At 67.5% G+C, this 22,279-nt stretch carries 18 protein-coding genes and 1 tRNA gene; 6 read left to right on the top strand and 13 right to left on the bottom strand.

The annotated features are described in order from the left end of the window. The 6 genes from INF26_RS03975 to INF26_RS04000 form a co-directional block, all read right to left on the bottom strand. A partial coding sequence (locus tag INF26_RS03975; RefSeq protein ID WP_193529453.1) for a MarR family winged helix-turn-helix transcriptional regulator occupies positions 1–336 on the bottom strand: 336 nt, incomplete at its 3' end. A gap of 186 nt (positions 337–522) precedes the next feature. Continuing rightward, a complete protein-coding gene (argS, locus tag INF26_RS03980) occupies positions 523–2,367 on the bottom strand; it encodes an arginine--tRNA ligase (protein ID WP_193529454.1) in 1,845 nt (614 codons plus the stop codon). Between the two features lie 73 nt (positions 2,368–2,440). Then, positions 2,441–3,931, bottom strand: a complete 1,491-nt coding sequence (locus INF26_RS03985; protein ID WP_193529455.1) for a nicotinate phosphoribosyltransferase — start codon at positions 3,929–3,931, stop codon at positions 2,441–2,443. Positions 3,932–3,939: 8 nt separating this feature from the next. Next, complete coding sequence (locus INF26_RS03990) at positions 3,940–4,248, bottom strand: hypothetical protein (protein ID WP_193529456.1); 309 nt, start codon at positions 4,246–4,248, stop codon at positions 3,940–3,942. A gap of 35 nt (positions 4,249–4,283) precedes the next feature. Further along, positions 4,284–5,267, bottom strand: a complete 984-nt coding sequence (locus tag INF26_RS03995; RefSeq protein ID WP_193529457.1) for a radical SAM protein — start codon at positions 5,265–5,267, stop codon at positions 4,284–4,286. Further along, positions 5,264–6,502: a glycosyltransferase family 4 protein gene (locus INF26_RS04000; RefSeq protein ID WP_193529458.1), complete on the bottom strand. Its 1,239-nt coding sequence runs from the start codon at positions 6,500–6,502 to the stop codon at positions 5,264–5,266. The genes INF26_RS03995 and INF26_RS04000 overlap by 4 nt, the downstream gene beginning before the upstream one ends. A gap of 352 nt (positions 6,503–6,854) precedes the next feature. Between INF26_RS04000 and INF26_RS04005 the strand changes: the two genes are divergently transcribed. Continuing rightward, a tRNA-Ala gene (locus INF26_RS04005) sits at positions 6,855–6,930 on the top strand. Positions 6,931–7,010: 80 nt separating this feature from the next. On the opposite strand, the gene INF26_RS04010 is transcribed toward INF26_RS04005, so the two are convergent. After that, entirely contained in the window at positions 7,011–7,817 is an 807-nt protein-coding gene (locus INF26_RS04010; protein WP_193529459.1) for an ABC transporter ATP-binding protein, read from the bottom strand. Between the two features lie 97 nt (positions 7,818–7,914). On the opposite strand from INF26_RS04010, the gene ilvA reads away from it, so the two are divergent. The 5 genes from ilvA (at position 7,915) to ilvC (ending at position 14,875) form a co-directional block, all read left to right on the top strand. Further along, on the top strand, positions 7,915–9,135 hold the full coding sequence (gene ilvA / locus INF26_RS04015; protein ID WP_226371884.1) for a threonine ammonia-lyase: 1,221 nt from the start codon (positions 7,915–7,917) through the stop codon (positions 9,133–9,135). A gap of 596 nt (positions 9,136–9,731) precedes the next feature. Next, entirely contained in the window at positions 9,732–11,396 is a 1,665-nt protein-coding gene (ilvD, locus tag INF26_RS04020; protein WP_332307303.1) for a dihydroxy-acid dehydratase, read from the top strand. Then, positions 11,393–13,273, top strand: coding sequence for a biosynthetic-type acetolactate synthase large subunit (gene ilvB, locus INF26_RS04025; protein WP_193529460.1), 1,881 nt, complete (start codon positions 11,393–11,395; stop codon positions 13,271–13,273). Before ilvD ends, ilvB begins: the two co-directional genes overlap by 4 nt. After that, on the top strand, positions 13,273–13,752 hold the full coding sequence (gene ilvN, locus INF26_RS04030; protein WP_087224979.1) for an acetolactate synthase small subunit: 480 nt from the start codon (positions 13,273–13,275) through the stop codon (positions 13,750–13,752). The genes ilvB and ilvN overlap by 1 nt, the downstream gene beginning before the upstream one ends. Before the next feature lie 124 nt (positions 13,753–13,876). Then, positions 13,877–14,875 (top strand): ketol-acid reductoisomerase, encoded by a 999-nt coding sequence (gene ilvC, locus INF26_RS04035; protein ID WP_193529461.1) that lies wholly within the window; start codon positions 13,877–13,879, stop codon positions 14,873–14,875. An 81-nt stretch (positions 14,876–14,956) separates the two neighbouring features. On the opposite strand, the gene INF26_RS04040 is transcribed toward ilvC, so the two are convergent. The 6 genes from INF26_RS04040 to INF26_RS04060 form a co-directional block, all read right to left on the bottom strand. Continuing rightward, positions 14,957–16,135, bottom strand: a complete 1,179-nt coding sequence (locus INF26_RS04040) for an ABC transporter ATP-binding protein (protein ID WP_193529462.1) — start codon at positions 16,133–16,135, stop codon at positions 14,957–14,959. 13 nt (positions 16,136–16,148) lie between these two features. Beyond that, a complete protein-coding gene (malQ, locus tag INF26_RS04045; RefSeq protein ID WP_226371885.1) occupies positions 16,149–17,648 on the bottom strand; it encodes a 4-alpha-glucanotransferase in 1,500 nt (499 codons plus the stop codon). After that, positions 17,645–18,694, bottom strand: coding sequence for a LacI family DNA-binding transcriptional regulator (locus INF26_RS08470; protein ID WP_332307304.1), 1,050 nt, complete (start codon positions 18,692–18,694; stop codon positions 17,645–17,647). Before INF26_RS08470 ends, malQ begins: the two co-directional genes overlap by 4 nt. A 16-nt stretch (positions 18,695–18,710) precedes the next feature. Beyond that, a complete protein-coding gene (locus tag INF26_RS04050; RefSeq protein WP_193529464.1) occupies positions 18,711–19,556 on the bottom strand; it encodes a carbohydrate ABC transporter permease in 846 nt (281 codons plus the stop codon). After that, positions 19,556–20,398 (bottom strand): carbohydrate ABC transporter permease, encoded by an 843-nt coding sequence (locus tag INF26_RS04055; RefSeq protein WP_193529465.1) that lies wholly within the window; start codon positions 20,396–20,398, stop codon positions 19,556–19,558. Before INF26_RS04055 ends, INF26_RS04050 begins: the two co-directional genes overlap by 1 nt. An 82-nt stretch (positions 20,399–20,480) precedes the next feature. Beyond that, positions 20,481–21,821: an ABC transporter substrate-binding protein gene (locus tag INF26_RS04060; RefSeq protein ID WP_332307324.1), complete on the bottom strand. Its 1,341-nt coding sequence runs from the start codon at positions 21,819–21,821 to the stop codon at positions 20,481–20,483. Positions 21,822–22,279: the final 458 nt, after the last annotated feature.

The following is a 22,279-nucleotide window of genomic DNA, read 5'->3' on the forward strand; positions in this document are numbered from 1 at the left end:
GCGACCGGTGGGAATCTGGGCGCGGGTGAGCTCGGCGAGCTCGAGGATCCGGGAGCGGCCAAGGTCCGACGCGGAGCACACGACGTTGCGACGGTCCTTCTCGCCCTCGGAGCGCTCGATGAGGCCGAGCTCCTCGAGGTGGTTGGTGCGGTGCGTCATGGTGGGGCGAAGGGCGCCCTGGTACTCGGCGATGGCCGAGGTCTTCAGGGCCTCGGGGGCGGCCGCCAGGTGGCAGACGATCGCGAACTCCTCGAAGGTGAGGCGCTCCTTGGCACCGACCATCTGACGAACGATGTTGTATGCCCGACGCACGGACATGAATTCCTTGAGGTCCACGACACGCCCCTGTCTTCAAAAGGTCTTCGACAAACGAGACGCAGCATAAGGGCCACGCCTGCATTGTCATTTCAATGACGGGCAGTATACAGGAGGAAATCGTTTTCGCATCAGGGCTTTTTGGCGATTTATAAAAGACGCACACAGCGGGCGCGCCGCGCGGACGCGACGGCGCGCCCGGGGTCCCTACATGCTCTGGGGGGCGGAGACGCCGATCAGCTCGAGCGTGAGGGCGAGCACGCGCCGCGTGGCGTCGCAGGCGACGAGGCGGGCGTGGGAGAGCGCCTCGTCGAGCGGACGTCCGGCACCGGGGAGCACCTGGCACGCGGCATAGAACGAGTGGAACTCCGCCGCGAGCTCCTCGGCGTAGTGCGTGAGGCGGAACGGCGCTCGATCACGCGCGCAGCTCTCGACCAGGCCAGGGAGCTCGGCGATCTTGCGGGCGAGCGCCGCCTCGGCGGGGTCGACGAGCAGGCCGAGGTCGTAGGTCTCCCCCACCGCGCGACGCGCGACCTCGTCCATGCCGAGCTCGGCGGCCTCCTCGACGGTGACGCCCGCGCCGCGGCGCAGGATCGAGCAGATGCGGGCGTGCGCGTACTGCACGTAGTAGACCGGGTTGGTGTTGTCCTGGCGCTTCACGCGCTCGATGTCGAAGTCGATCATCTGGTTGGACGACTTGGAGATCAGCGTGTAGCGCGTGGCGTCGGCCCCCACCTCGGCGAGCAGCTCGTCGAAGGTGACCATCGTGCCCTTGCGCTTGGACATGCGCACGGGGTTGCCGTCGCGCAGCAGGTTCACGAGCTGGCCGAGAAGGACCTCGAACTGCGTGGGATAGCCGAGGGCCTCGCAGGCGGACTGGACGCGCTGGATGTAGCCGTGGTGGTCGGCGCCCCAGATGTCGATCACATGGTCGACGCGCTGGAACTTGTTCCAGTGGTAGGCGACGTCGGAGGCGAAGTAGGTGTACTCGCCGTTGGTCTTGATCAGCACGCGGTCCTTGTCGTCGCCGAAGGTGGTGGAGCGGAACCACAGGGCGCCGGCCTCGTCGCGGTAGAGGTGGCCGAGCTCGTCGAGGGCCGCGAGCGCACGGTCGACGGCGGAGGTCCCCGTCTCGTCCTTGACGTAGAGGCTGCGCTCGGAGAACCAGACGTCGAAGTCGCAGCGGGCGTCGTGACAAGTCCCGCGGATGGAGTCGAGCATCCAGAGGTAGCCACGCTCGCGGAACTCCGCCATGCGCTCCTCCTCGGGGGCGGAGGCCCACTTCTCGCCGTCCTCCTCCAGGAAGCGCGCGGCGATGTCGACGATGTAGTCGCCGCCGTAGGCGTTGCCGCCCAGGGCCTCGTTGAAGGCGTCGGTGAGCGGATGCGTCTCGGGGCGGCTGTCGTCCTCGTCGGCGACGAAGGCCTCGCGGTCGGCGAGCAGCGCCTCGCGGGCGGCCTGCAGGTCGCAGCCCCTCTCCCCCATCACCTCGAGGAGCTGGCGGTAGCGCATGGAGACCGAGTGGCCGAAGACGTCCATCTGCGAGCCGTGGTCGTTGATGTAGTACTCGCGCTCCACGTCGAATCCGGCATGCTCGAACACGCGGCAGAGGGAGTCGCCGAGCGCCGCCCAGCGGCCGTGGCCGATGTGCAGCGGGCCCACGGGGTTGGCGGAGACGAACTCGACCTGGACCTTCTCGCCCGCGCCCATCTCGGAGCGCGCGTAGTCGCGACCCTGCTTGCAGACGGTGCGGAAGACCTCGTTCGCGGAGGCCATGGCGAGGTAGAAGTTGATGAAGCCGGGGCCGGCCACCTCGACGCGGTCGACGGCGGGGTCGGCGGGGAGGTGAGCGACGATGGCGTCGGCGATCTGGCGCGGCGCGCGGCGCGCGAGCTTGGCGGAGCGCATCGCCAGCGTGGAGCTCCAGTCGCCGTTGGACGGGTCGGCAGGTCGCTCGAGCCCGAGGTCGTTGACGTCAAACTCCGGCAGCTCGCCGGCCTCCTGGGCGGCCGCGAGCGCGGCGCGCAGCAGCTCCTCGATCTTCTCGGGCATCTCATCTCCTGTTCAAAGGCACGTTGCAACCGGGCAAGTGTACCAGAGTCGCGAAATCGGGCGCCAGCTCCCGCTACTCGGCCGTGGGGCGGCCGGACTCCGCGCGCTCCTCGCGCGCGAGGCGGCTGCGGAGGTCGGCGAGGCCGAGCTCGAGGCCCACGGGATAGGTCTGCGGGTTGAGGAAGCGCGCCACGGCGGGGTCGAGCCGCATGAGCGCCTCGCGGCAGCGCTCGCGGGCCGCCTCGATGCCCTCGGGCTCCCCGCAGCGCGACCCGTGCTCCACCATCTTGACGAGAAGCTCGACGGGCTCGCCGGAGAGCCGGTGCGTGAGGTAGGGGTCCACGATGTCGACCATCTCGCGGGCCTCCCCGGCGCGGGCGACCTCGTCGACGACGAGCATGTCCGCCGTCGGGCGCCCGGCCTGGTCGAAGTAGCGCAGGACGTGCTGGACGCCGGGGATGGTGCGCTTGTATGACTGCTCGGAGAGCTTAATGACGGGAGTCCAGGGCTCGTCGGCGCCGCGACGGACGGCGGAGAGCTTGTAGACGCCGCCGAGCGACGGCTGCGGGTCGCAGGTGGCGAGCTTGGTGCCCACGCCGAACGAGTCGATGGGCGCGCCCTGGGCGAAGAGCGACTGAATCGTGTACTCGTCGAGGTCGTTGGAGACGGAGATCTTCACGTAGGGCAGGCCAGCCTCGTCGAAGGCGGCGCGGGCCTCCTTGGAGAGGCGTGCGAGGTCGCCCGAGTCCAGGCGCACGGCGGAGAGACGCTCGCCGGCGGCCTCCATCTCCTTGGCGACGGTGATGGCGTTTCTGATGCCCTGGTGCACGTCGTAGGTGTCGAGCAACAGCACGCAGTTCCTGGGGCTGGACTTGGCGAACGCACGGAACGCCTCGAGCTCGCTCGGGAACGCCATGACCCACGAGTGGGCGTGCGTGCCAAAGACGGGGATGCCGTAGATCTTTCCGGCGAGGACATTGGAGGTCGAAGAGGCGCCGGCGATGTAGGAGGCGCGCGCGACGGCGAGGCCGCCGTCGGGACCCTGGGCGCGGCGCAGACCGAAGTCGGAGACGGGGTGACCCTCGGCGGCGCGCACCACGCGCGCGGTCTTGGTGGCCACGAGCGTCTGGAAGTTCACGAGGTTGAGCAGGGCGGTCTCGATGAGCTGGCAGTCGATGACGGGGCCCTCGACGCGCACCATGGGCTCGCGGCCAAAGACGACCTGGCCCTCCGGGACGGCGTGGATCGTGAGGTCGAGGTGATGGTCGCGCAGGAACTCGAGGAAGCCCGGCTTGAACATGGGGCCGCCGCCCGGCGCCTGGATGCTCGCCAGGTAGTCGATGTCGTCGTCCTCGAAGACGAAGTTCTCCACGAGGTCGGCGATCTGGCCCGTTCCGCAGCACACGGCGTAGCCGCCGTCGAAGGGGCAGTCGCGGAAGAAGGCGTTGAAGCAGGCCTGGGCGTCGGTGAGCCCGGCCTCCCAGAAGCCCTGGGCCATGGTGAGCTCGTAGAGGTCGGTGTTGAGGCAGACGTCGGTGGGCTTGGTGCGGTCGGTGAGAGACATGTGCCCTCCTATCCGAGGATGGTGATGGCGAGCCAGACGGCGGCGACGCCGACGATTGCGAGAATGACGATCTTCTGACCCAGGGGCATCCGGAGGTCGTCGTCGGGCTCCATGAGCGCACGGGCGCGCGCGAGCGCCTGCTCGTCGCGGGCCCGTGCGGCGCGCTCGGCCTCGTCGGCGGCGCGTTGCGCCCGCAGGCGCTCCAGCTCGGCGCGCTCCGCCGCGTCCCTCTCGGCCTGCTGGCGCGCGGCCTTCTCGGCGCGCAGCTGCTCCAGCTCGGCGCGCTCCTCGTCGGTGAGGCCGGTGTCGTCTGCCATGTCTCCTCCGTCTTTCGGGTCGGCAGTTTGCATAGTTATAGCGCTTGTGGGCGAGAAGGGCACGCGAGCTCGGGCCCGACGACGCCCGTGGCGTCGAAGGCGGGCACGAAGCTCTCGGAGACCGTGCCCCCCTCCTGCCACCAGATCCGCTCGAACCCGAGGTCGTCGGCGTGGCAGAGCACGATCTCGTACTCCTCCTCCGAGACGCCGTGCGAGAGGGCGCCCCCGGCGCGACGGCAGGCCTCGTTGGGCGTGTACTGGTTCATGACCGAGAGGTCGGCCTCGTTGCCCGCGATCTCCCACACGCGGTCGAGCACGGCGCAGGAGTCGTCGGCGTGGCCGGGGAGCACGAGGTGGCGCACGATGACGCCGCGCCTCATGGAGCCGTCCTCGCCGAGCGAGCGAGCGCCCGCCGCGCGGACCGAGTCAACCATGGCCGCAAGCGCCTCCGCCGCGACCTCGGGATAGTCGGGCGCGGCGGAGAGCTCGCCCGCGAGCGCCCCGTCCGCGTACTTGAAGTCGGTGAGCCAGACGTCCACCACGTCCGCGAGGGAGCGCACGACCTCGGCGAGCTCGTAGCCGGACGTGTTGCAGACGATAGGCAGGGCGAGGCCCGCCTCGCGCGCCATGCCCACTGCGTCACGGACGTGCGGGGCAAAGTGGAGCGGCGTCACGAGGTTGATGTTGAGCGCCCCCTGCCCCTGCAGCTCGAGCATCATCTCGGCGAGCCGCGCGGTCGTCACGGGCAGGCCAAATCCCTCGCTCGAGATCTCGTGGTTCTGGCAGAAAACGCAGCCGAGCGGGCAGCCCGAGAAGAAGATGGCGCCCGATCCGGACTCGCCCGAGATCGGCGGCTCCTCCCAGAGGTGCAGCGCGCTTCTCGCCACGCGGAGCTCCGAGGTCATGCCGCACCGGCCGGCCCGCCCCTGCGACCGGCGCGCTCGGCAGCGGCGCGGGCAGAGCTCGCAGGCGTCGTAGGCGGACGCGGCGAGCGGGTCCGCCGGGCGGGCGTCGCTCACGGGCGCCGCCTCCCGCGTCGGCGGAGGCCGGATCTGTGGATCTTCTCGGCCTCCTCCTCGAAGGCGTCGTCGGCGGGGGTGATCAGCTCGTCCTCGCCGGTCTTGGGATCGTAGTGGTGAAGGAGCACCGGCTCGAAGAGGTGCAGGTGGTGGGCGAAGGCGAAGGAGGCGCCCAGCAGCACGACGAAGATGAGGATGCGCGGCTCGGTACTCACCTGCGTCATGACGAGCGAGCCCACGCACAGGAGCGCCGTCCACGCGTACACGAGCAGGGCCGCCTGGCGCTGGTCGAACCCCTCGGCGAGCAGGCGGTGGTGGATGTGGCCGCGGTCGGCGCGGCTGATGCTCGTGTGGCCGCGCAGGCGCCGCACGATGGCGGAGAAGGTGTCGATGATGGGCACCGAGGCGATGACCAGGGGCACGATGATCGTCGTGAGGCCAGCCACGCGCGTCACCGAGAGCAGGGAGACGGCGCCGAGCGCGAACCCGAGCGTGAGCGCGCCGGAGTCCCCCATGAAGACGGAGGCGGGGTGGAAGTTGTAGCGGAGGAAACCCAGCGACGAGCCCGTCACGGCGATGGCGAGCGCCGCGGCGTCGAGGCGGCCGGCCAGGACCGAGAGCACGAACATCGTGAGGCTCGCGATGGCGGAGATGCCAGCGGCCAGCCCGTCGAGGCCGTCGATGAGGTTGATGATGTTTGTGTAGGCCACCAGGTAGACGACTGTCACGGGATAGGCGATCCACCCCAGGCTGATGAAGCCGTACGCGAAGGGGTTGTCGATGACCCCGATCACAAGCCCTCCCGCGACCGCGAGCACGGCCGCGATCACCTGTCCCGCAAGCTTCTGGCGGGGCTTCAGGGAGTAGATGTCGTCGAGGACGCCCGTGACGAAGATGGCGAGGAAGGCGAGCACGAGCAGCCAGTAGTTGACCTGCAGGTGCGGCGAGGGGACGAGGACGACCGGCCAGCCCAGGAAGGTGGTCCCCAGGTACTGGACAACGAAGGCGGCCACGATGCCGGCGAAGATGGCGACGCCGCCCATGCGCGGAATGGGCTTCTTGTTGATGCGGCGGGCGCTGGGGCGGTCGACGGCGCCGACGCACACCGCGAGACGGCGGGCCAGCGGCGTCGTGACGAGGGCGACCAGCAGCGACGAGCAGAACAGACAGAGGTAGGGTATCCAGTCAGGAACCACCGTACCCCCTTCCGCACCTGGCTCCCGTATCCCGGCCATGATAGCGGAAACGGCTCGTGCGTTGCACGGAAACGCCGACCATAACGCACGCACACATTCACTTTTGCCGAGAGGAACGCGCAAGTCAAGACTGGTATCTCCCGACGGGTGGCCTATAGTGGGGTTGTCGTTCCCCTGCGGGCAAACTGGGTGAACCGACAAGCGTTACTTGGGAGTCCGATATCTCGTGTTCAGTACGGAGATTCCCCGTTGCTGGGAAAGCCGGAACGCGCGATGGGGACACCCACCTTATGAGAGGTGGGTTCATTAACGCACCGCAGGGGGCGACTTTTTGTGTCGGCGTTGACAACCGGGCGCCGGATTGCCAAAATAGCCAACGCGCGATGCGCCTGGGGACGTAGCTCAGCTGGGAGAGCGCTGCCTTCGCAAGGCAGAGGCCGGGGGTTCGAATCCCCTCGTCTCCACCAGGTATCTTACGGGCGGGTGTCCTTCTCGGGCGCCCGCCCTTCTCGTTTGCGGACCGGTTTGCGGACTGCCGCGGCCAGCCTCACGCGTAGGCGCCGCGCAGGGAGTACCAGCCGCACGCCTCCCCCACCACGAGCGGGACGTCGAAGAGCTCGCTCATGACCTCGCTCGTGAGCAGGTCCGCCTTGGCGCCGTCGGCGAAGACCTCGGCGTCCTTGATGAGCAGGACGCGGTCGATCTCCGGGATGATGTCCTCGGGGTAGTGGGTCACCAGCACGACGGAGCGCCCCTCGGCGGCGAGCGTGCCCATGGTCCTGCGGACGTGGTACATGCCCTCCGGGTCGAGGCCCGTGCACGGCTCGTCGAAGATCAGCACCTGCGGGTCGCGCACGAGCTCGCGCGCCACGAGGACGCGGCGCACCTGGCCGGTGGAGAGCGTCATGACGTCGCGACCGGCGAGCTCGGCGATGCCGAGCCGCTCGAGGGCGTCGGCGGCGAGCGCGCGGCCCCTCTCGCTCACGTTACCGCGCAACGGGACGCCCAGCGTGCCGAACAGGCCCCCCACCACGATGTCCATGACGGGGAGGTGCACGCGCACCTGGTCGTGCATCGTGGAGCTCACGATGCCGAGCGTGCGCTTGATGTCGGCGAGCTGCGGGCGATCCTGGCCACGGAAGCGAACCGGCGGTTCCTCGCGCCAAAGGGGGAACACCTCGCGGGTGAGCAGCTGGATGAAGGTCGACTTGCCCGCGCCGTTGGGGCCGAGAAGGGCCACGTGCTCGCCCTCGGCGAGGGCGAAGTCCCCCACGTGCAGGATGGTCTTGCCGCCGCGCACCACGCTCGCGTCATGGATCTGGAAGAGCGGGGTCGTCTGCTCTGCGTCGCTCATGGGACTCCCTCCTTCGGACGGCGCCCGATGCGCGCCGCAAGGATTACTATAGGTAAATCGCGCCGCGGCGCGGCCAGCCGTCACAAAGGAGTTTCACATGGCAGAGATGCTCACGCTCGAGGCCTTCGAGGAGGCGTCCGAGAAGGTCCGCGAGGTCACGCTCGAGACCAAGCTCGTGGAGAGCCCGCACTTCTCGGCGAGCACGGGCAACCGCGTGTGGCTCAAGCCGGAGAACATGCAGCGCACGGGCGCCTACAAGGTACGTGGCGCCTACTACAAGATCTCGACCCTCTCGCCCGAGGAGCTGGGCCGCGGCATCGTCACCGCGAGCGCCGGCAACCACGCCCAGGGCGTGGCCTTCGCCGCCACGCGCGCCGGGGCGCGCTCCGTGGTCGTCATGCCCGAGACCACGCCGCTCATCAAGGTCGAGCGCACCAAGCACTACGGCGCCGAGGTCGTGCTGCGCGGCGACGTCTACGACGAGGCGTGCGAGGAGGCGATGCGGCTCGCCGAGGAGGAGGGCTACACCTTCATCCACCCCTTCAACGACCCGTGCGTCTCCACCGGCCAGGGCACGATCGCCATGGAGGTCGTCCAGGAGCTGCCGCTCGTGGACACGATCCTCGTGCCGGTGGGCGGCGGCGGCCTGGCCTGCGGCGTTGCGACCTTCGCCAAGCTCTACAACCCCAAGATCCGCGTCATCGGCGTGGAGCCCGAGGGCGCGCCCTCGCTCACGGCCGCGCTCGAGGCGGGACATCCCGTAAAGCTGCCGGGCGCCAACACCATCGCCGACGGCACCGCCGTCCTGGAGGTTGGCGACAAGGTCTTCCCGTACCTGCAGCAGAACCTCGACGACGTCATGACCGTGCCCGACGACGAGCTCGTGGTCGCGTTTCTCGACATGGTCGAGAACCACAAGATGATCGTGGAGAACTCGGGCCTGCTCACGGTGGCCGCGCTCAAGCACCTGCCGGCCGAGAACAAGCGCGTGGTCTCGATCCTCTCCGGCGGCAACATGGACGTCATCACGATGAGCTCGGTGGTGCAGCACGGCCTCATCATGCGCGACCGCATCTTCACCGTGAGCGTGCTGCTCCCCGACCGTCCGGGCATGCTCGTGCGCGTGGCCTCCACCATCGCGGAGCAGAACGGCAACGTCATCAAGCTCGAGCACAACCAGTTCGTCTCGACCAACCGCAACGCCGCCGTGGAGCTGCGCGTCACGATCGAGGCCTTTGGCACCGAGCACAAGCACCAGATCGTGGAGGCCCTCAAGGCCGCCGGCCTCACCCCAACCCTCGTCCAGACCTCGCTGTGAGACCCGGCGCCGCGCCGTCGCACGGAGCGCGTCCCGGAATCGGCGACCTTCCGCGCCTTCGCGCGAGGCACGTCCCGGAATACGGGAGGTTCCCCGCCGACAAGCGCCCTTCGAGGTAGAACACCTCGAATTCCCGGACATCCCGCGCAGAACGTCGCCGATTCCGGGACGACGCTCCCCCGCCGGTGTGGAAGGTCGCCATTTCTGGGACGGCGCCGCGCCCGCGCGCGAGAAGCCCGACGATTCCGGGACGACGCACGGAAGGCCATCCATGCGACCTGCCGCTCGGGGGTGGAAACGATACCGTTCGCGGGAGGTCACGGGGCGGAAACACGCGCCGCGTAGAGTGTCCCCACCGAGCAAATGCGATGACAGGGCCAGTACGGGCCGCATCCGTCCCACAGCGAGCGGGCAGCGTGAGAACCCGCGTCGGACGGTCCGGAAGACTCCCTCGAGCAGCTCGCGAGAACCTCCGCACGTGAAGCGGGCCACCCCCGCAGACGTGCCGAGAAGTACCGCGCGCCGGCGGCCACCGTGACGGCTTCGAGGTTCCGCCTCGCATTTCTCGCCAGCGACAAGAGAAAGCGAGGGAGGACGTGGAACTGAGAAGCGACATGATCAAGCGGGGCCTGGCACGCGCGCCGCACCGGAGCCTGCTTGCGGCCGACGGTCTCACCGACGAGGAGCTCGACCGCCCGCTCGTTGCCGTGGTCTCCGCCCAGAACGAGGTCATCCCCGGTCACCTCCACCTCCAGCAGATCGCCGACGCCGTGAAGGCCGGCATCCGCATGGCGGGCGGCACGCCCCTGCAGGTCAACACCATCGGCGTGTGCGACGGCATCGCGATGAACCACGAGGGCATGCACTACAGCCTCACCTCCCGCGAGGTCATCGCCGACAGCGTGGAGTGCGCCGTCCAGGGCCACCAGTTCGACGCCATGGTCCTCATTCCCTCCTGCGACAAGATCGTCCCCGGCATGCTCATCGCTGCGGCCCGTCTGGACATCCCGACCGTGCTCGTCTCCGGCGGCCCCATGCTCGCCGGCCGCGGCCGCGACGGCAGCCAGACCGACCTCAACTCCCTCTTCGACGCCGTGGGCCAGGTCACCGCCGGCACCATGACCGAGGAGGAGTGCTCCTGGCTCGAGAAGACCGCCTGCCCCACCTGCGGCAGCTGCTCCGGCATGTTCACCGCCAACTCCATCTGCTGCCTCGCCGAGGCGCTGGGCATCGCCCTTCCTGGCAACGGCACCGTGCCCGCCGTCTACTCGGAGCGCATCCGTCTGGCCAAGCAGGCCGGCATGAAGGTCATGGAGCTGGTCGAGAAGAACGTCACGGCCCGACAGATCCTCACCTCCGCGGCCATCCACAACGGCATGGTGCTCGACATGGCCTTCGGCGGCTCCACCAACACGATGCTCCACCTCACGGCCATCGCGCAGGCCGCCGGCTGCCCCGTCACGATGGACGACTGGGACCGCGCCTCCGCCGAGACGCCCAACATCGTGCGCATCGCGCCGGCGGGCCCGCTCCACATCCAGGACCTCAACGACGCGGGCGGCGTCTCCGCCATCATCGGCGAGCTCGGCCGCACCGGGCACCTCGACATGAGCGCCCTCACCTGCCACGGCACCATGGCCGAGTGGGTCGCGGCCTGCCCGCCCGTGGACGGCGAGGTCGTCCGCAGCGTGGACGACGCCTACTCCCCCGACGGCGGCCTCAAGGTCATGCGCGGCAGCCTCGCGCCGGACTGCGGCGTCGTCAAGAAGAGCGCCGTCGACCCGGGCATGTGGCGGCACAGCGGCCCCGCGCGCGTCTTCGACTCCGAGGAGGAGGCCTGCAAGGCCATCTTCGGCGGGGCGATAAACCCGGGCGACGTGGTGGTCATCCGCTACGAGGGCCCGGCGGGCGGCCCGGGCATGCGCGAGATGCTCACCCCCACCTCCGCCATCTGCGGCATGGGTCTCGCGAGCTCGGTGGCCCTCATCACCGACGGGCGCTTCTCCGGCGCCTCCAAGGGCCCGTGCATCGGCCACGTCTCCCCCGAGGCGGCCGCCGGCGGTCCGATCGCGCTCGTCGAGGAGGGCGACGTCATCGACCTCGACATCCAGGCGGGAACGCTCGAGCTGCGCGTCTCCGACGAGGTCCTCGCCGAGCGGCGAGCCGCGTGGGAGCCGCCCGCGCCCAAGTACACCACGGGAGTCCTCTCCCGCTACGCAAAGCTGGTCACGAGCGCAGACAAGGGGGCCTATCTCTCATGATCACCGTCGAGGAGAAGATCGCCCGGCGACAGCGCGCCATCGAGGGGCGCCCGTTCGGCCCGGGCAGCCACACCGAGCACGAGGGCAAGACCATGACCGGGGCGCAGGCCATCATCGCCAGCCTCGAGGCCGAGGGCGTGGACACCATCTTCGGCTACCCCGGCGGCCAGGCCATCAAGATCTACGACGCCCTCTACGACTCCAAGAAGATTCACCACGTGCTCGCCCGCCACGAGCAGGGCGCCACGCACATGGCGGACGGCTACGCCCGCGCCACGGGCAAGGTGGGCGTCGTGCTCGTCACCTCCGGCCCCGGCGCCACCAACACCGTCACCGGCATCGCCACCGCCTACATGGACTCCGTGCCCCTCGTCGTCATCACGGGCCAGGTCACGCGCGGCGTCATCGGCACCGACGCCTTCCAGGAGTCCGACATCGTGGGCATCACGATGCCCATCGTCAAGCACAGCTTCCTCCTGCAGTCGACCGACGACCTCACCAGGACCTTCCGTGAGGCCTTCTACATCGCCTCGACCGGTCGACCGGGCCCCGTCCTCATCGACATCCCGAGCGACCTCTCCGGCTCCGAGATGGTCTTCCACTACCCAGACAGCGTGAACGTCCCAAGCTACCGACCCACCTATCGCGGCAACGCGAAGCAGGTCAAGCAGGCCGCCCAGCTCATCTGCGAGGCAAAGCGTCCGCTCATCATGGCCGGCGGCGGCATCGTGGCGTCCCACGCCTGCCCCGAGCTCGTGGAGCTCGCCGAGCGCATGCAGATCCCCGTGGTCACGACCCTCATGGGCAAGGCCGCCATCCCCTGCTCCAACCCACTCAACCTCGGCCCCGTGGGCATGCACGGCTCCAAGTACGCCAACATGGCGGTCACCGAGTCCGACCTCATCATCGCCGTAGGCGCGCGCTTCTCCGACCGCGTCACCGGCAAGGTCGACGAATTCGCCCCGCACGCCAAGATCATCCACATCGACATCGACCCGGCCGAGATCGGCAAGATCATCAACCCGGACGTGCCGATCGTCGGCGACGCCAAGGTCATTCTCGCCGCCCTGAACGAGCGGCTGGAGAAGATGGACGCGCACGCCAACTGCGAGGCCTGGCGCGACGAGGTCTTCGAGTGGCGCGAGCGCTGGCCGTTCTACACCTCCGACTTCGCCGACTACGAGGGCAAGATCGCCCCGGAGGTCGTGCTCGAGCACCTCTCCGACAAGCTCGACCCGCACGCCTCGATCGTCACCACCGAGGTCGGCCAGCACCAGATGTGGGCCCTGCAGAACATCCACCGCGAGCACGCGCGCACCTTCATCTCGTCCGGCGGCCTCGGAACCATGGGCTTCGGCTTCCCTGCCGCCATCGGCGCCAAGATCGGCTGCCCCGACGAGCAGGTCGTCTGCATCGCCGGCGACGGGTCGTTCCAGATGAACAGCCAGGAGATGGCCACCGCCAAGATCAACGACGTGCCGGTCAAGGTCCTCATCGTCGACAACCGCGCGCTCGGCATGGTCCACCAGTGGCAGCACCTCTTCTACAACGACCGCTTCTCGTTCACCGAGCTCGCCGACAACCCCGACTTCGTGAAGCTCGCCGACGCCTACGGCTGGCGCTCGAGGCGCATCACCAAGCCCGAGGAGATCGACGCCGCACTCGACGAGATGCTCGCCTCTGACGAGCCGTACCTGCTCGACGTCATGATCCCGGCCGCCCAGACCGTCTACCCGATGGTCGCCCCCGGCGCCCCGATCGACGACATCATCGGCGCCCTCGACGTCACGCTCGGCGGCGTCCGCGTCACCGAGAAGGGCTTCGGCGAGGGCGGCCGCCCGCGCGTGAAGCCGTCGCACGAAGGAGTTGATGAGTGATGAACTACCTGCTCTCGGTTCTCGTCGAGAACAAGCCGGGCGTGCTCTCCCGCGTCACGGGTCTCATCAGCCGCCGCGGCTTCAACATCGAGTCGCTCACCGTCGCCCCCACCGAGGACGAGACGCTCTCCCGCATGACGATCATCGTCGAGGCCGACGAGGTCGGCTTCGAGCAGATCACCAAGCAGCTGCACAAGCTCGTCTCGGTCTACAAGATCTCCGACCTCACTTACGAGGAGGCCGTCGAGCGCGAGCTCGTGCTCTTCAAGGTTCAGTCCTCGCCGGAGCGCCGCCACGAGGTCATCGAGATCGCCAACGTCTTCCGCGCCAAGGTCGTCGACGTGGGAAAGAACACGCTCACGATCGAGGCCACCGGCACCGCGAGCAAGCTCGACGCAATGGAGGACCTCTTCCGCAGCTACGGCATCAAGCAGCTCACGCGCACCGGCAAGATTGCGATGTCGCGCGGCGCGCAGTAAGTCAAGGTAACAGGTGATCCAATTGGGGACAGACCCCTTTTGAATCATCGCAATAATGATTCAAAAGGGGTCTGTCCCCAATTGGATCAAAACGGCATCAACGGCTCAAGCAAAGGAGAAGAACATGGCCGTCGACATCTATTACGAGAAGGACGTGGACCCGAGCGTCATCCAGGGCAAGAAGGTCGCCATCATCGGCTACGGCTCCCAGGGCCACGCCCACGCGCTGAACCTCCTGGACTCCGGCGTCGACGTCCGCGTTGGCCTGCGCGAGGGCTCCAAGTCCGCCCAGGCGGCGCAGGAGGCCGGCCTCAAGGTCATGAGCATGGACGATGCGGCGGAGGAGGCCGACGTCATCATGATGCTCGTCCCCGACGAGACCCAGCCCAAGGTCTACGAGGAGCACGTCGCGCCGCACCTCAAGGCCGGCGACACCCTCGCCTTCGCCCACGGCTTCAACATCCACTACGGCTACATCAAGGCCCCCGAGGACGTCAACGTCATCATGTGCGCCCCCAAGGGCCCGGGCCACATCGTGCGCCGTCAGTACACCGAGGGCTCCGGCGTGCCTGACCTCGCCTGCGTCTACCAGGACGCCACCGGCGACGCCTGGGACATCGTCCTCTCCTACTGCTGGGGCGTCGGCGGTGCCCGCTCCGGCATCATCAAGGCCACCTTCAAGGAGGAGACCGAGGAGGACCTCTTCGGCGAGCAGGCCGTCCTCTGCGGCGGTCTCGTCGAGCTCGTGAAGGCCGGCTTTGAGACCCTGACCGAGGCGGGTTACCCCGAGGAGCTCGCCTACTTCGAGGTCTACCACGAGATGAAGATGATTGTCGACCTCATGTACGAGTCCGGCATCCACTTCATGAACTACTCAATCTCCAACACCGCCGAGTACGGCGAGTACTACGCCGGCCCGCAGGTCATCAACGCCGAGTCCCGCGCCGCCATGAAGCGCATCCTCGGCCGCATCCAGGACGGCAGCTTCGCCCAGGAGTTCGTCGACGACTGCAACAACGGTCACAAGTGGCTGCTCGAGAAGCGCGAGGAGATCAACACCCACCCGATCGAGGAGACCGGCGAGAAGATCCGCTCCATGTTCTCCTGGATCAAGAAGGACTAAGCGAGAAGAGCGTTCTTCTCGCCACGCAAAAGGGGCTCGGCGCTAGATGACGCCGAGCCCCTTCCCGTCTCCGTCCAGCCCCTAGAGCTCGAGGTTGACCGCCGTCTCCTTGTCGAAGAGGTGCACGGCGCTGCCGGCGAACGTGAACGAGAGGCTGCTTCCGACCTGGATGTCGGAGGGGCGGCGCCCGTCCTCCTCGACGTTCTGGAGGATGATGATGCTGTCCTTGCCGTCCACGCTCACGTGCAGGTAGACGGAGCTGCCCATCATCTCGGTCGTCTCCACCGAGCCGGTGAGCGAGGTCTCCCCCGCCTCCGCGAGCTCGATGTTCTCCGGGCGCACGCCGAGGGTGACGTCCTGGGTGTCGACGCCACGCGCCGCAAGGCGGGCGCACTTCTCGGCGGACACGGGCACGGAGATGCCGTCGAGCTCCACGCGGTAGGCGTCGCCGTCGCGCACGAGGCGCGCGTCGTAGAAGTTCATCTGCGGCACGCCGATGAACCCGGCGACGAAGACGTTGGCCGGCGAGTCGTAGACCTCCTGGGGCGTCCCGATCTGTTGCACCATGCCATCCTTCATGACGACGATGCGGTCGCCGAGAGTCATGGCCTCGGTCTGGTCGTGCGTGACGTAGATGAAGGTGGTGTTGATGCGCTGGCGCAGCTTGATGATCTCCGAGCGCATCTGGTTGCGCAGCTTGGCGTCGAGGTTGGAGAGCGGCTCGTCCATGAGCAGCACCTTGGGCTCGCGCACGATGGCGCGGCCGATGGCCACGCGCTGGCGCTGGCCGCCGGAGAGGGCCTTGGGCTTGCGGTCGAGAAGGGCGGTGATTCCCAGGATCTGCGCCGCCTCCTCGACCCGACGGTTCATCTCGTCCTTGGGGACCTTGCGGAGCTTGAGCGGGTACTCCATGTTCCCGCGCACCGTCTTGTGCGGGTAGAGGGCGTAGTTCTGGAAGACCATGGCGATGTCGCGGTCACGCGGCTGCACGTCATTGACAAGCCTGTCGTCGATGTAGATCTCGCCGCGCGAAATCTCCTCGAGGCCCGCAACCATGCGCAGCATCGTCGACTTGCCGCAGCCGGACGGGCCAACGAGGACGATGAACTCGCCGTCGGCAATCTCCAGGTTGAAGTCCTCGACCGCGAGCACGCCCTCCTCGGTCACCTTGAGGTTGGCGTTGCCCTTCTTGGGCTTGTGCCTCCTGCCCGTGGAGGCGGGATAGACCTTCTCGACGTGCTTGATGGATACCTGCGCCATGAGCGCTCCCTCCCTATCGATTCCCGACCGTCGGAACCCTGTCGAAGAGCTCCGCCTGCCGTCTCAGCCTTCTCACGAGCTCCGGCGTCGCGTAGTGCGCCGGCGCCCGCCACTTCCAGTTGGTCCCCACCGTGGAGGGGACGTTCATGCGGGTCTCCCCGCCCAGGCAGAGGACGTCCTGCATCTGGACTATCGCCGTATCGGCGACCGAGGACCAGATGCCGCGCATCATGCCCCAGCCCTCGCCCTCGCGCTCGTTGAGGCCGAGGTAGTCACGCGCGCGCTCCGCGTCCTCGGGGCAGGCGCCCGCGAGCCAGCCGAGCGCCGTGTCGTTGTCGTGCGTCCCCACGTAGGCGACGCAGTTGCGGGGATAGGCATGCGGCAGGTAGACGCTGCCGGAGCCGTCCACGCTGTCGAACGCGAACTCGAGGACCCGCATCCCCGGCAGTCCCGTCTCCTCGCGAAGGCGCGCGACGGAGTCCGTGAGGTAGCCCAGGTCCTCCGCCACGAGGCGCTCCGTGCCGCAGGTCTCGCGCAGCCGCTCGAAGAGCGCGGCGCCCGGCCCCTCCCGCCAGCGCCCCTCGCGCGCGTCCGGTGCGCCGAAGGGGATCGCGTAGTACGAGTCGAAGCCGCGGAAGTGGTCGATCCGCAAGATGTCGTAGAGGCGCAGCTGGTACGAGACGCGCTCGACCCACCACGCGTAACCGTCCCCGGCCATGCGCTCCCAGTCGTAGAGCGGGTTGCCCCAGAGCTGACCGCCCGCGGCGAACCCGTCCGGCGGGCAGCCCGCGACCTCCGTGGGGACGAGCCGCTCGTCGAGCTGGAACTGCCCGGGGTTCGCCCACACGTCGGCGCTGTCGGGCGCCACGTAGATCGGGATGTCGCCCATGAGCAGGACGCCGGAGCGCGCCGCATGCTCCCTGAGGCGGTCCCACTGCCGGAAGAAGAGGCACTGGACGCCCTGCCAGTAGTCGATGCGCTCGGCGAGGTCGTGCCGGGCGGCGGCGAGGGCTTCCTCGTCGCGACGGCGCAGGGGCTCCGGCCACGCACCCCAGGGCGCGCCCTGGCACGCGTCCTTGATTGCCATGAAGAGCGCGTAGTCCTCGAGCCAGGCGGACTCGCGGGCGCAGAACGACGCGAGCTCGGCGCCGCGCGTCTCGCGCAGCCGAGACACCGCCCGGCCCAGCACCTCGAGACGACCGCGGAAGAGCGCGCCGTAGTCCACGGAGAGCGGGTCGTCGCCCCACGGACGGCCCTCGTACTCCGAGCGCTCGAGAAGCCCCTCCTCGGCCAGGTCGTCGAGGTCGATCAGGTACGGATTGCCCGCGTAGGTGGAGAAGACCTGGTAGGGTGAGTCGCCGAAGCCCGTCGGGCCGATCGGGAGGATCTGCCAGACCGTCTGGCCCGCGGCGGCGAGGAAGTCTACGAACTCGCGCGCGGCGGCACCCATCGTGCCGACGCCCCACGCGGAGGGCAGCGACGTGATCGCCATGAGAACACCCGAGCGCCTCATGACCTCCTCCCCTCTTCGGGTTCCACGGGCGTCGCGGGGAGCAGCGAGAGCACGCTCTCCCTGCGCAGGAGTCGGAACGGCACGGACTCGTGCACGACACGCCCCTTCTCCCCACGGGTGGCCGCGAGCAGCGCCTCCACGCCCCTGCGGGCGAGAAGCCCCGTGTCCTGGCGCACCGTCGTGAGGCGCGGGACGCTGTACTGCGAGACGTCCACGCCGTCGAAGCCCACGATCGAGATGTCGAGGGGGACGCGGAAGCCGCGGTCGGTGACCGCGCGGAGCGCGCCGAGGGCGATCACGTCGCCGAAGGCGAAGATGGCGGTGAGGTCGTCCGCGCGCTCGAGCAGGCGCATCGCCGCCTCGTAGCCCGCGCGCATCGAGAAGCGGCACGGCTCGTAGCAACGCTCGGAGTCGAAGCTCGCTCCATGGGCCGAGAAGGCCCGGGCGACGCCGGCCAGGCGGTGCTCGGACACCTCGCTGACCTTGCGGTTGCCGCCGAGCACGCCGATGCGCCGATGGCCGCACTCCCACAGGTAGTCGATGACGCTTGCCGCCGCCTCCTCGTCGTCGGTCGAGAAGGACGAGAGGCCCTTGAGCCCCCAGTCCTCTGCGGTGTTGGTGAGGAGCACGCACGGGGCGCCGATCTGGCCGAAGCCCTCCTTGAAGTTGCTGGGGTCCCCGCCCAGGAAGAGGAACCCCTTGGGGTGCCTGATCCTGTCGAGATGGACGGCGCGCGCCACCTCGTCGGCGTCCTCGTCGACGAAGTGGACGCGCGCCTCCTCGTCAGCCTCCGCGAAGAGGCCCTCGGCCTTCTCGATGATGTCGTTGAAGAGCAGGTTCTGCATGCCCTTGACCATGATGGCAAACGAGGCCCTGTTCCTCGTCTTGAGGTGGCGCGCGTTGGTGTTGGGCTCGTAGCCCACCTCGCGGACCACCTCAAGAACGCGCTCGCGCGCGCGGTCGCTGACGCCGGGGTGGTCGTTGAGCACGCGGGAGACGGTGCCCAGGCTGTATCCGGAGAGTCGAGCGATGTCCCTGATGTCCACGACGCCCCCTCTCGTCCTAGCCCTTGACCGCGCCCGCGGCGACGCCCTTGATGATGTACTTCTGGCACGACAGGTAGAACACGACGACCGGGATGACGGCCATGATGAGCGCCGCCATGATGGCGCCCATGTCGACGCGCCCGTAGGACCCCTTCATGAACTGGATCACGATGGAGATCGTCTTGTACTCCGTGGTGTCGAGCACCAGGTACGGCAGCAGGAAGTCGTTCCAGATCCACATCGTCTGAAGGATGCCGACGGAGATGAACGTGGGCTTCATGATGGGGATGACCACCGTGAAGAACGTCCTTATCGGCCCCGCGCCGTCGATGAGCGCGGCCTCCTCGATCTCGATGGGTATGGTCTTCACGAAGCCGCAGAACATGAACACCGCCAGCCCCGCGCCGAACCCAAGGTAGATGACGATGATGCCCCAGGGCGTGCCGAGGCCCAGGCGGTCGGCGATGAGCGACAGCGTGAACATGACCATCTGGAACGGCACGACCATGGAGAAGACGCACAGGTAGTAGACGGCCTTGGTGAAGCGGTTCTGCACGCGCGTGATGTACCAGGCGCACATGGAGGTGCAGATCAGGATGACCGCGACCGAGCCCACTGTGATGAAGACGGTCCAGCCGACGGAATCGAGGAACCCGTACTTGTCGATCGCCGTCTGGTAGTTCTCGAGCCCGATCAAGGTCTGCTCGGTGGGCAGCTCGAAGGGCTCGAGGTTGATGAACATCTTGTTCTTGAACGAGTTGAACAGCACCACGACGACGGGCAGCAGCCACACGACGCAGAGAAACGCCATGAGGCCCGTGCCGGCCCAGTTGAGGGCGCTGCGCTCCTTCTTGGTCGACATCACTGCTGCACCTCCTTGGAGCGCGTGGCACGCAGCTGGATGAGGCCGATGGCAACGACGATCAGGCAGAAGATGACCGCCTTCGCCTGGCCGACGCCCTCCCAGCCGACGCGGCCGTAGAACGTGTTGTAGATGTTGAGCGCGAGCATCTCCGACATCTTGGACGGCTCGCCGGCGGTGAGCGACAGGTTCTGGTCGAAGAGCTTGAAGCCGTTGGTGAGCGAGAGGAACATGCAGATCGTGATCGACGACATCATCATCGGGATCGTGACGTCCACGAGCCTGCGCCAGGCGCTCGCACCGTCGATGGCGGCCGCCTCGAGCACATCGCCGGGGATCGACTGCAGGCCGGCGATGTAGATGATCATCATGTAGCCGATCTGCTGCCAGGCGACCAGGATGACGAGGCCGACGAAGCCGTACCACTCGTTGAGGTTCAGCGCCTGCGAGTACTGGGCGAGGATGCCGTTGAAGATGAGCTGCCAGATGTAGCCCAGGACGATGCCGCCGATGAGGTTGGGCATGAAGAAGACCGTGCGGAACAGGTTGGTGCCGCGCAGCTTCCTGGTGAGGGCGAGCGCTATCGCGAACGCGATGACGTTGATGACGAGGACGGACACGACGGTGAACAGGGCCGTGTACCAGAACGAGTGCTGGAAGACGGTGTCCTGCACCGCCAGGACGAAGTTCGAGAAGCCCACGAACGTCGCATCGGTGACCGTGGTGAAGTCGCACAGCGACAGCCACAGGCCCAGGAGGAACGGGGCCACGAAGCCGATGAGGAACGCCAGGAACGTGGGCAGGACGAAGATGGGGAGGTACTTCTTGATCGCCTTCTCCATGAGACCTCCTTCCCTATGGATGGGGCGGTGGGTGAGGGAAGGCACCCACCGCCCGGGTCGGACGAGATTACTTTGAGTTGCCCTATGCCTTGGAGGCGGCAGCCTCGGTGGCCCAGCCGTCGACGAAGGCGGTCACGACGCCGTCCCAGTTGCCGTCGGTCTGGTCGGCCGCATAGGTGGTGAGGGCGGAGCCCACGCCGTTCTTCCACTCCTCGGAGGGCATGGTCGAGAAGTTCCAGGAGACCGGGGTCTTCTCGGCGTTGATCTCATCCGCGAGGTTGTTGAGGACGTTCGTGGACTCGAGGTTGGCCTCGAACGGGATCACGAAGCCCATGCCGGCCTCGCCGGAGGGCATGGCGCCCTCGGAGCCGCACATGGCCTTGACGCCGGTCTCGGAGGTGACGCACCAGTTGATGAAGTCGAGCGTGGCCTGGATGTCCTCCTCAGCGGCGTTCTTGTTCACGCACCAGTAGTTCTCGGAGCCGGTGCAGATGCCCTGGTTCTCCTCGCCGTCCACGCCGATGTAGATCGGGATCAGGGCGAGGTTCTCGTCGCCCACCTCGGCGACGTTGGCGTACTCCCACGTTCCGTTCTGATAGAAGACACACTGACCGGTCACGAACTCGGCCGTGGCGTCATCGGCAGTCTTGGTGGAGAGCTGGGTGGGGTCGCAGGTGGCGTTGTTGATGTAGAGGTCCCAGATCTGGCGGTAGTTGTCCAGGTAGGTGCCCTTGATGGCGTCGGTGTTGTCGATGCCGTCAGCCTGGTACTCGTAGTAGATCGGCAGGTTGGCGAGGTGGGTCTTGAAGCGCCAGTCGGAGGAGCCGTCCATGCCGGCCGAGCCGAAGGCGGAGAAGCCGAGCTCGTCCTTGCGGGCGGTGATATCCTCCGCGACGGACTTGAGGCTGTCGAAGTTGGTTATGTCGTCGGTGCTGTAGCCGGCCTTCTCGAGCAGGGACTTGTTGCAGATGATGCCGTAGGACTCGATGACGTAGGCGATGCCCTTGGTCTTGTCGTCGTCGCCCTTGAGGGCATAGGCGTCGTTGGTCAGCTGACCCATGATCTCGGTGTCGTCGAGGTCATAGCAGTAGTCCTTCCAGGAGGCGAGGCCCACCGGGCCGTTGACCTGGAAGAGCGTGGGGGCGTCCGTCTTGGCCATCTCGGACTTGAGCGTGGTCTCGTACTGGCCGGAGGCGGCCGTCATGACCGTCACGGGCACGCCCGTCTCCTCGGTGTAGAGCTCGGCGAGCTCCTGCCACTGCGCATCCTGCTCGGGCTTGAAGTTGAGGTAGTAGACCTTGCCGGCGGCCTGCTTGTCTCCGCCGCCGCTGCTCTGCTCGCCGCCGCAGCCGGCGAGTGCGACCGCACCCGCACCTGCCATGAGGCCGAGACCTGCCTGCACGAACTGACGCCTCTTCATCAACATGACGTGCTCCCTCCTACTTCTTCGAAACGTTCCTCTCCGATGCGAGATATTGGAAACGTTTCATTTTCCGTTGGTTGCATTAGAGCACGCGATAAGGCTACTTACAACTGGTATTTCTTTAAGGAACCGGCTGGCGCCGATTTGGTACCGTTCGCGTTATACCGGCAGAATTTGGAAAGGGTTCCAAGCGAGATCGGACGCACGGGCGCGACATGCGCACAAAAAAGGGGCGGCGCCCCATTGCGCCGCCCCGCCTCGTCTGTACTTTGGAATCACCCGTGTCTCTGCGAATCGATACTGGACAACTGGGTATTCAACTTGGGCCCGCTTCGAGTGTTCCTGTCATCAGTCCGTTCCGAAATACGTTTCGGAGAACGTTGGCGAGTGCGCTCGCCCCAGATGTTATAGGACCTCGGTCGCACGGTCGGCGGGCCCAAACAGCACGTTCTCTTCTG

The sequence above is a fragment of the Thermophilibacter gallinarum genome (assembly GCF_014982725.1).
GTDB classification, from domain to species: domain Bacteria; phylum Actinomycetota; class Coriobacteriia; order Coriobacteriales; family Atopobiaceae; genus Thermophilibacter; species Thermophilibacter gallinarum.

What these genes read in the sequence shown, in the direction of transcription:
- ilvN (WP_087224979.1), top strand. Translation starts at nt 13,273, where the DNA reads ATGAACTACCTGCTCTCGGTTCTCGTCGAGAACAAGCCGGGCGTGCTC.
- INF26_RS04040 (WP_193529462.1), bottom strand. Translation starts at nt 16,135, where the DNA reads ATGGCGCAGGTATCCATCAAGCACGTCGAGAAGGTCTATCCCGCCTCC.
- INF26_RS03985 (WP_193529455.1), bottom strand. Translation starts at nt 3,931, where the DNA reads ATGTCTCTCACCGACCGCACCAAGCCCACCGACGTCTGCCTCAACACC.
- ilvB (WP_193529460.1), top strand. Translation starts at nt 11,393, where the DNA reads ATGATCACCGTCGAGGAGAAGATCGCCCGGCGACAGCGCGCCATCGAG.
- malQ (WP_226371885.1), bottom strand. Translation starts at nt 17,648, where the DNA reads ATGAGGCGCTCGGGTGTTCTCATGGCGATCACGTCGCTGCCCTCCGCG.
- ilvA (WP_226371884.1), top strand. Translation starts at nt 7,915, where the DNA reads ATGGCAGAGATGCTCACGCTCGAGGCCTTCGAGGAGGCGTCCGAGAAG.
- INF26_RS04000 (WP_193529458.1), bottom strand. Translation starts at nt 6,502, where the DNA reads ATGGCCGGGATACGGGAGCCAGGTGCGGAAGGGGGTACGGTGGTTCCT.
- argS (WP_193529454.1), bottom strand. Translation starts at nt 2,367, where the DNA reads ATGCCCGAGAAGATCGAGGAGCTGCTGCGCGCCGCGCTCGCGGCCGCC.
- INF26_RS04010 (WP_193529459.1), bottom strand. Translation starts at nt 7,817, where the DNA reads ATGAGCGACGCAGAGCAGACGACCCCGCTCTTCCAGATCCATGACGCG.
- INF26_RS04050 (WP_193529464.1), bottom strand. Translation starts at nt 19,556, where the DNA reads ATGTCGACCAAGAAGGAGCGCAGCGCCCTCAACTGGGCCGGCACGGGC.
- INF26_RS04055 (WP_193529465.1), bottom strand. Translation starts at nt 20,398, where the DNA reads ATGGAGAAGGCGATCAAGAAGTACCTCCCCATCTTCGTCCTGCCCACG.
- ilvC (WP_193529461.1), top strand. Translation starts at nt 13,877, where the DNA reads ATGGCCGTCGACATCTATTACGAGAAGGACGTGGACCCGAGCGTCATC.
- INF26_RS03990 (WP_193529456.1), bottom strand. Translation starts at nt 4,248, where the DNA reads ATGGCAGACGACACCGGCCTCACCGACGAGGAGCGCGCCGAGCTGGAG.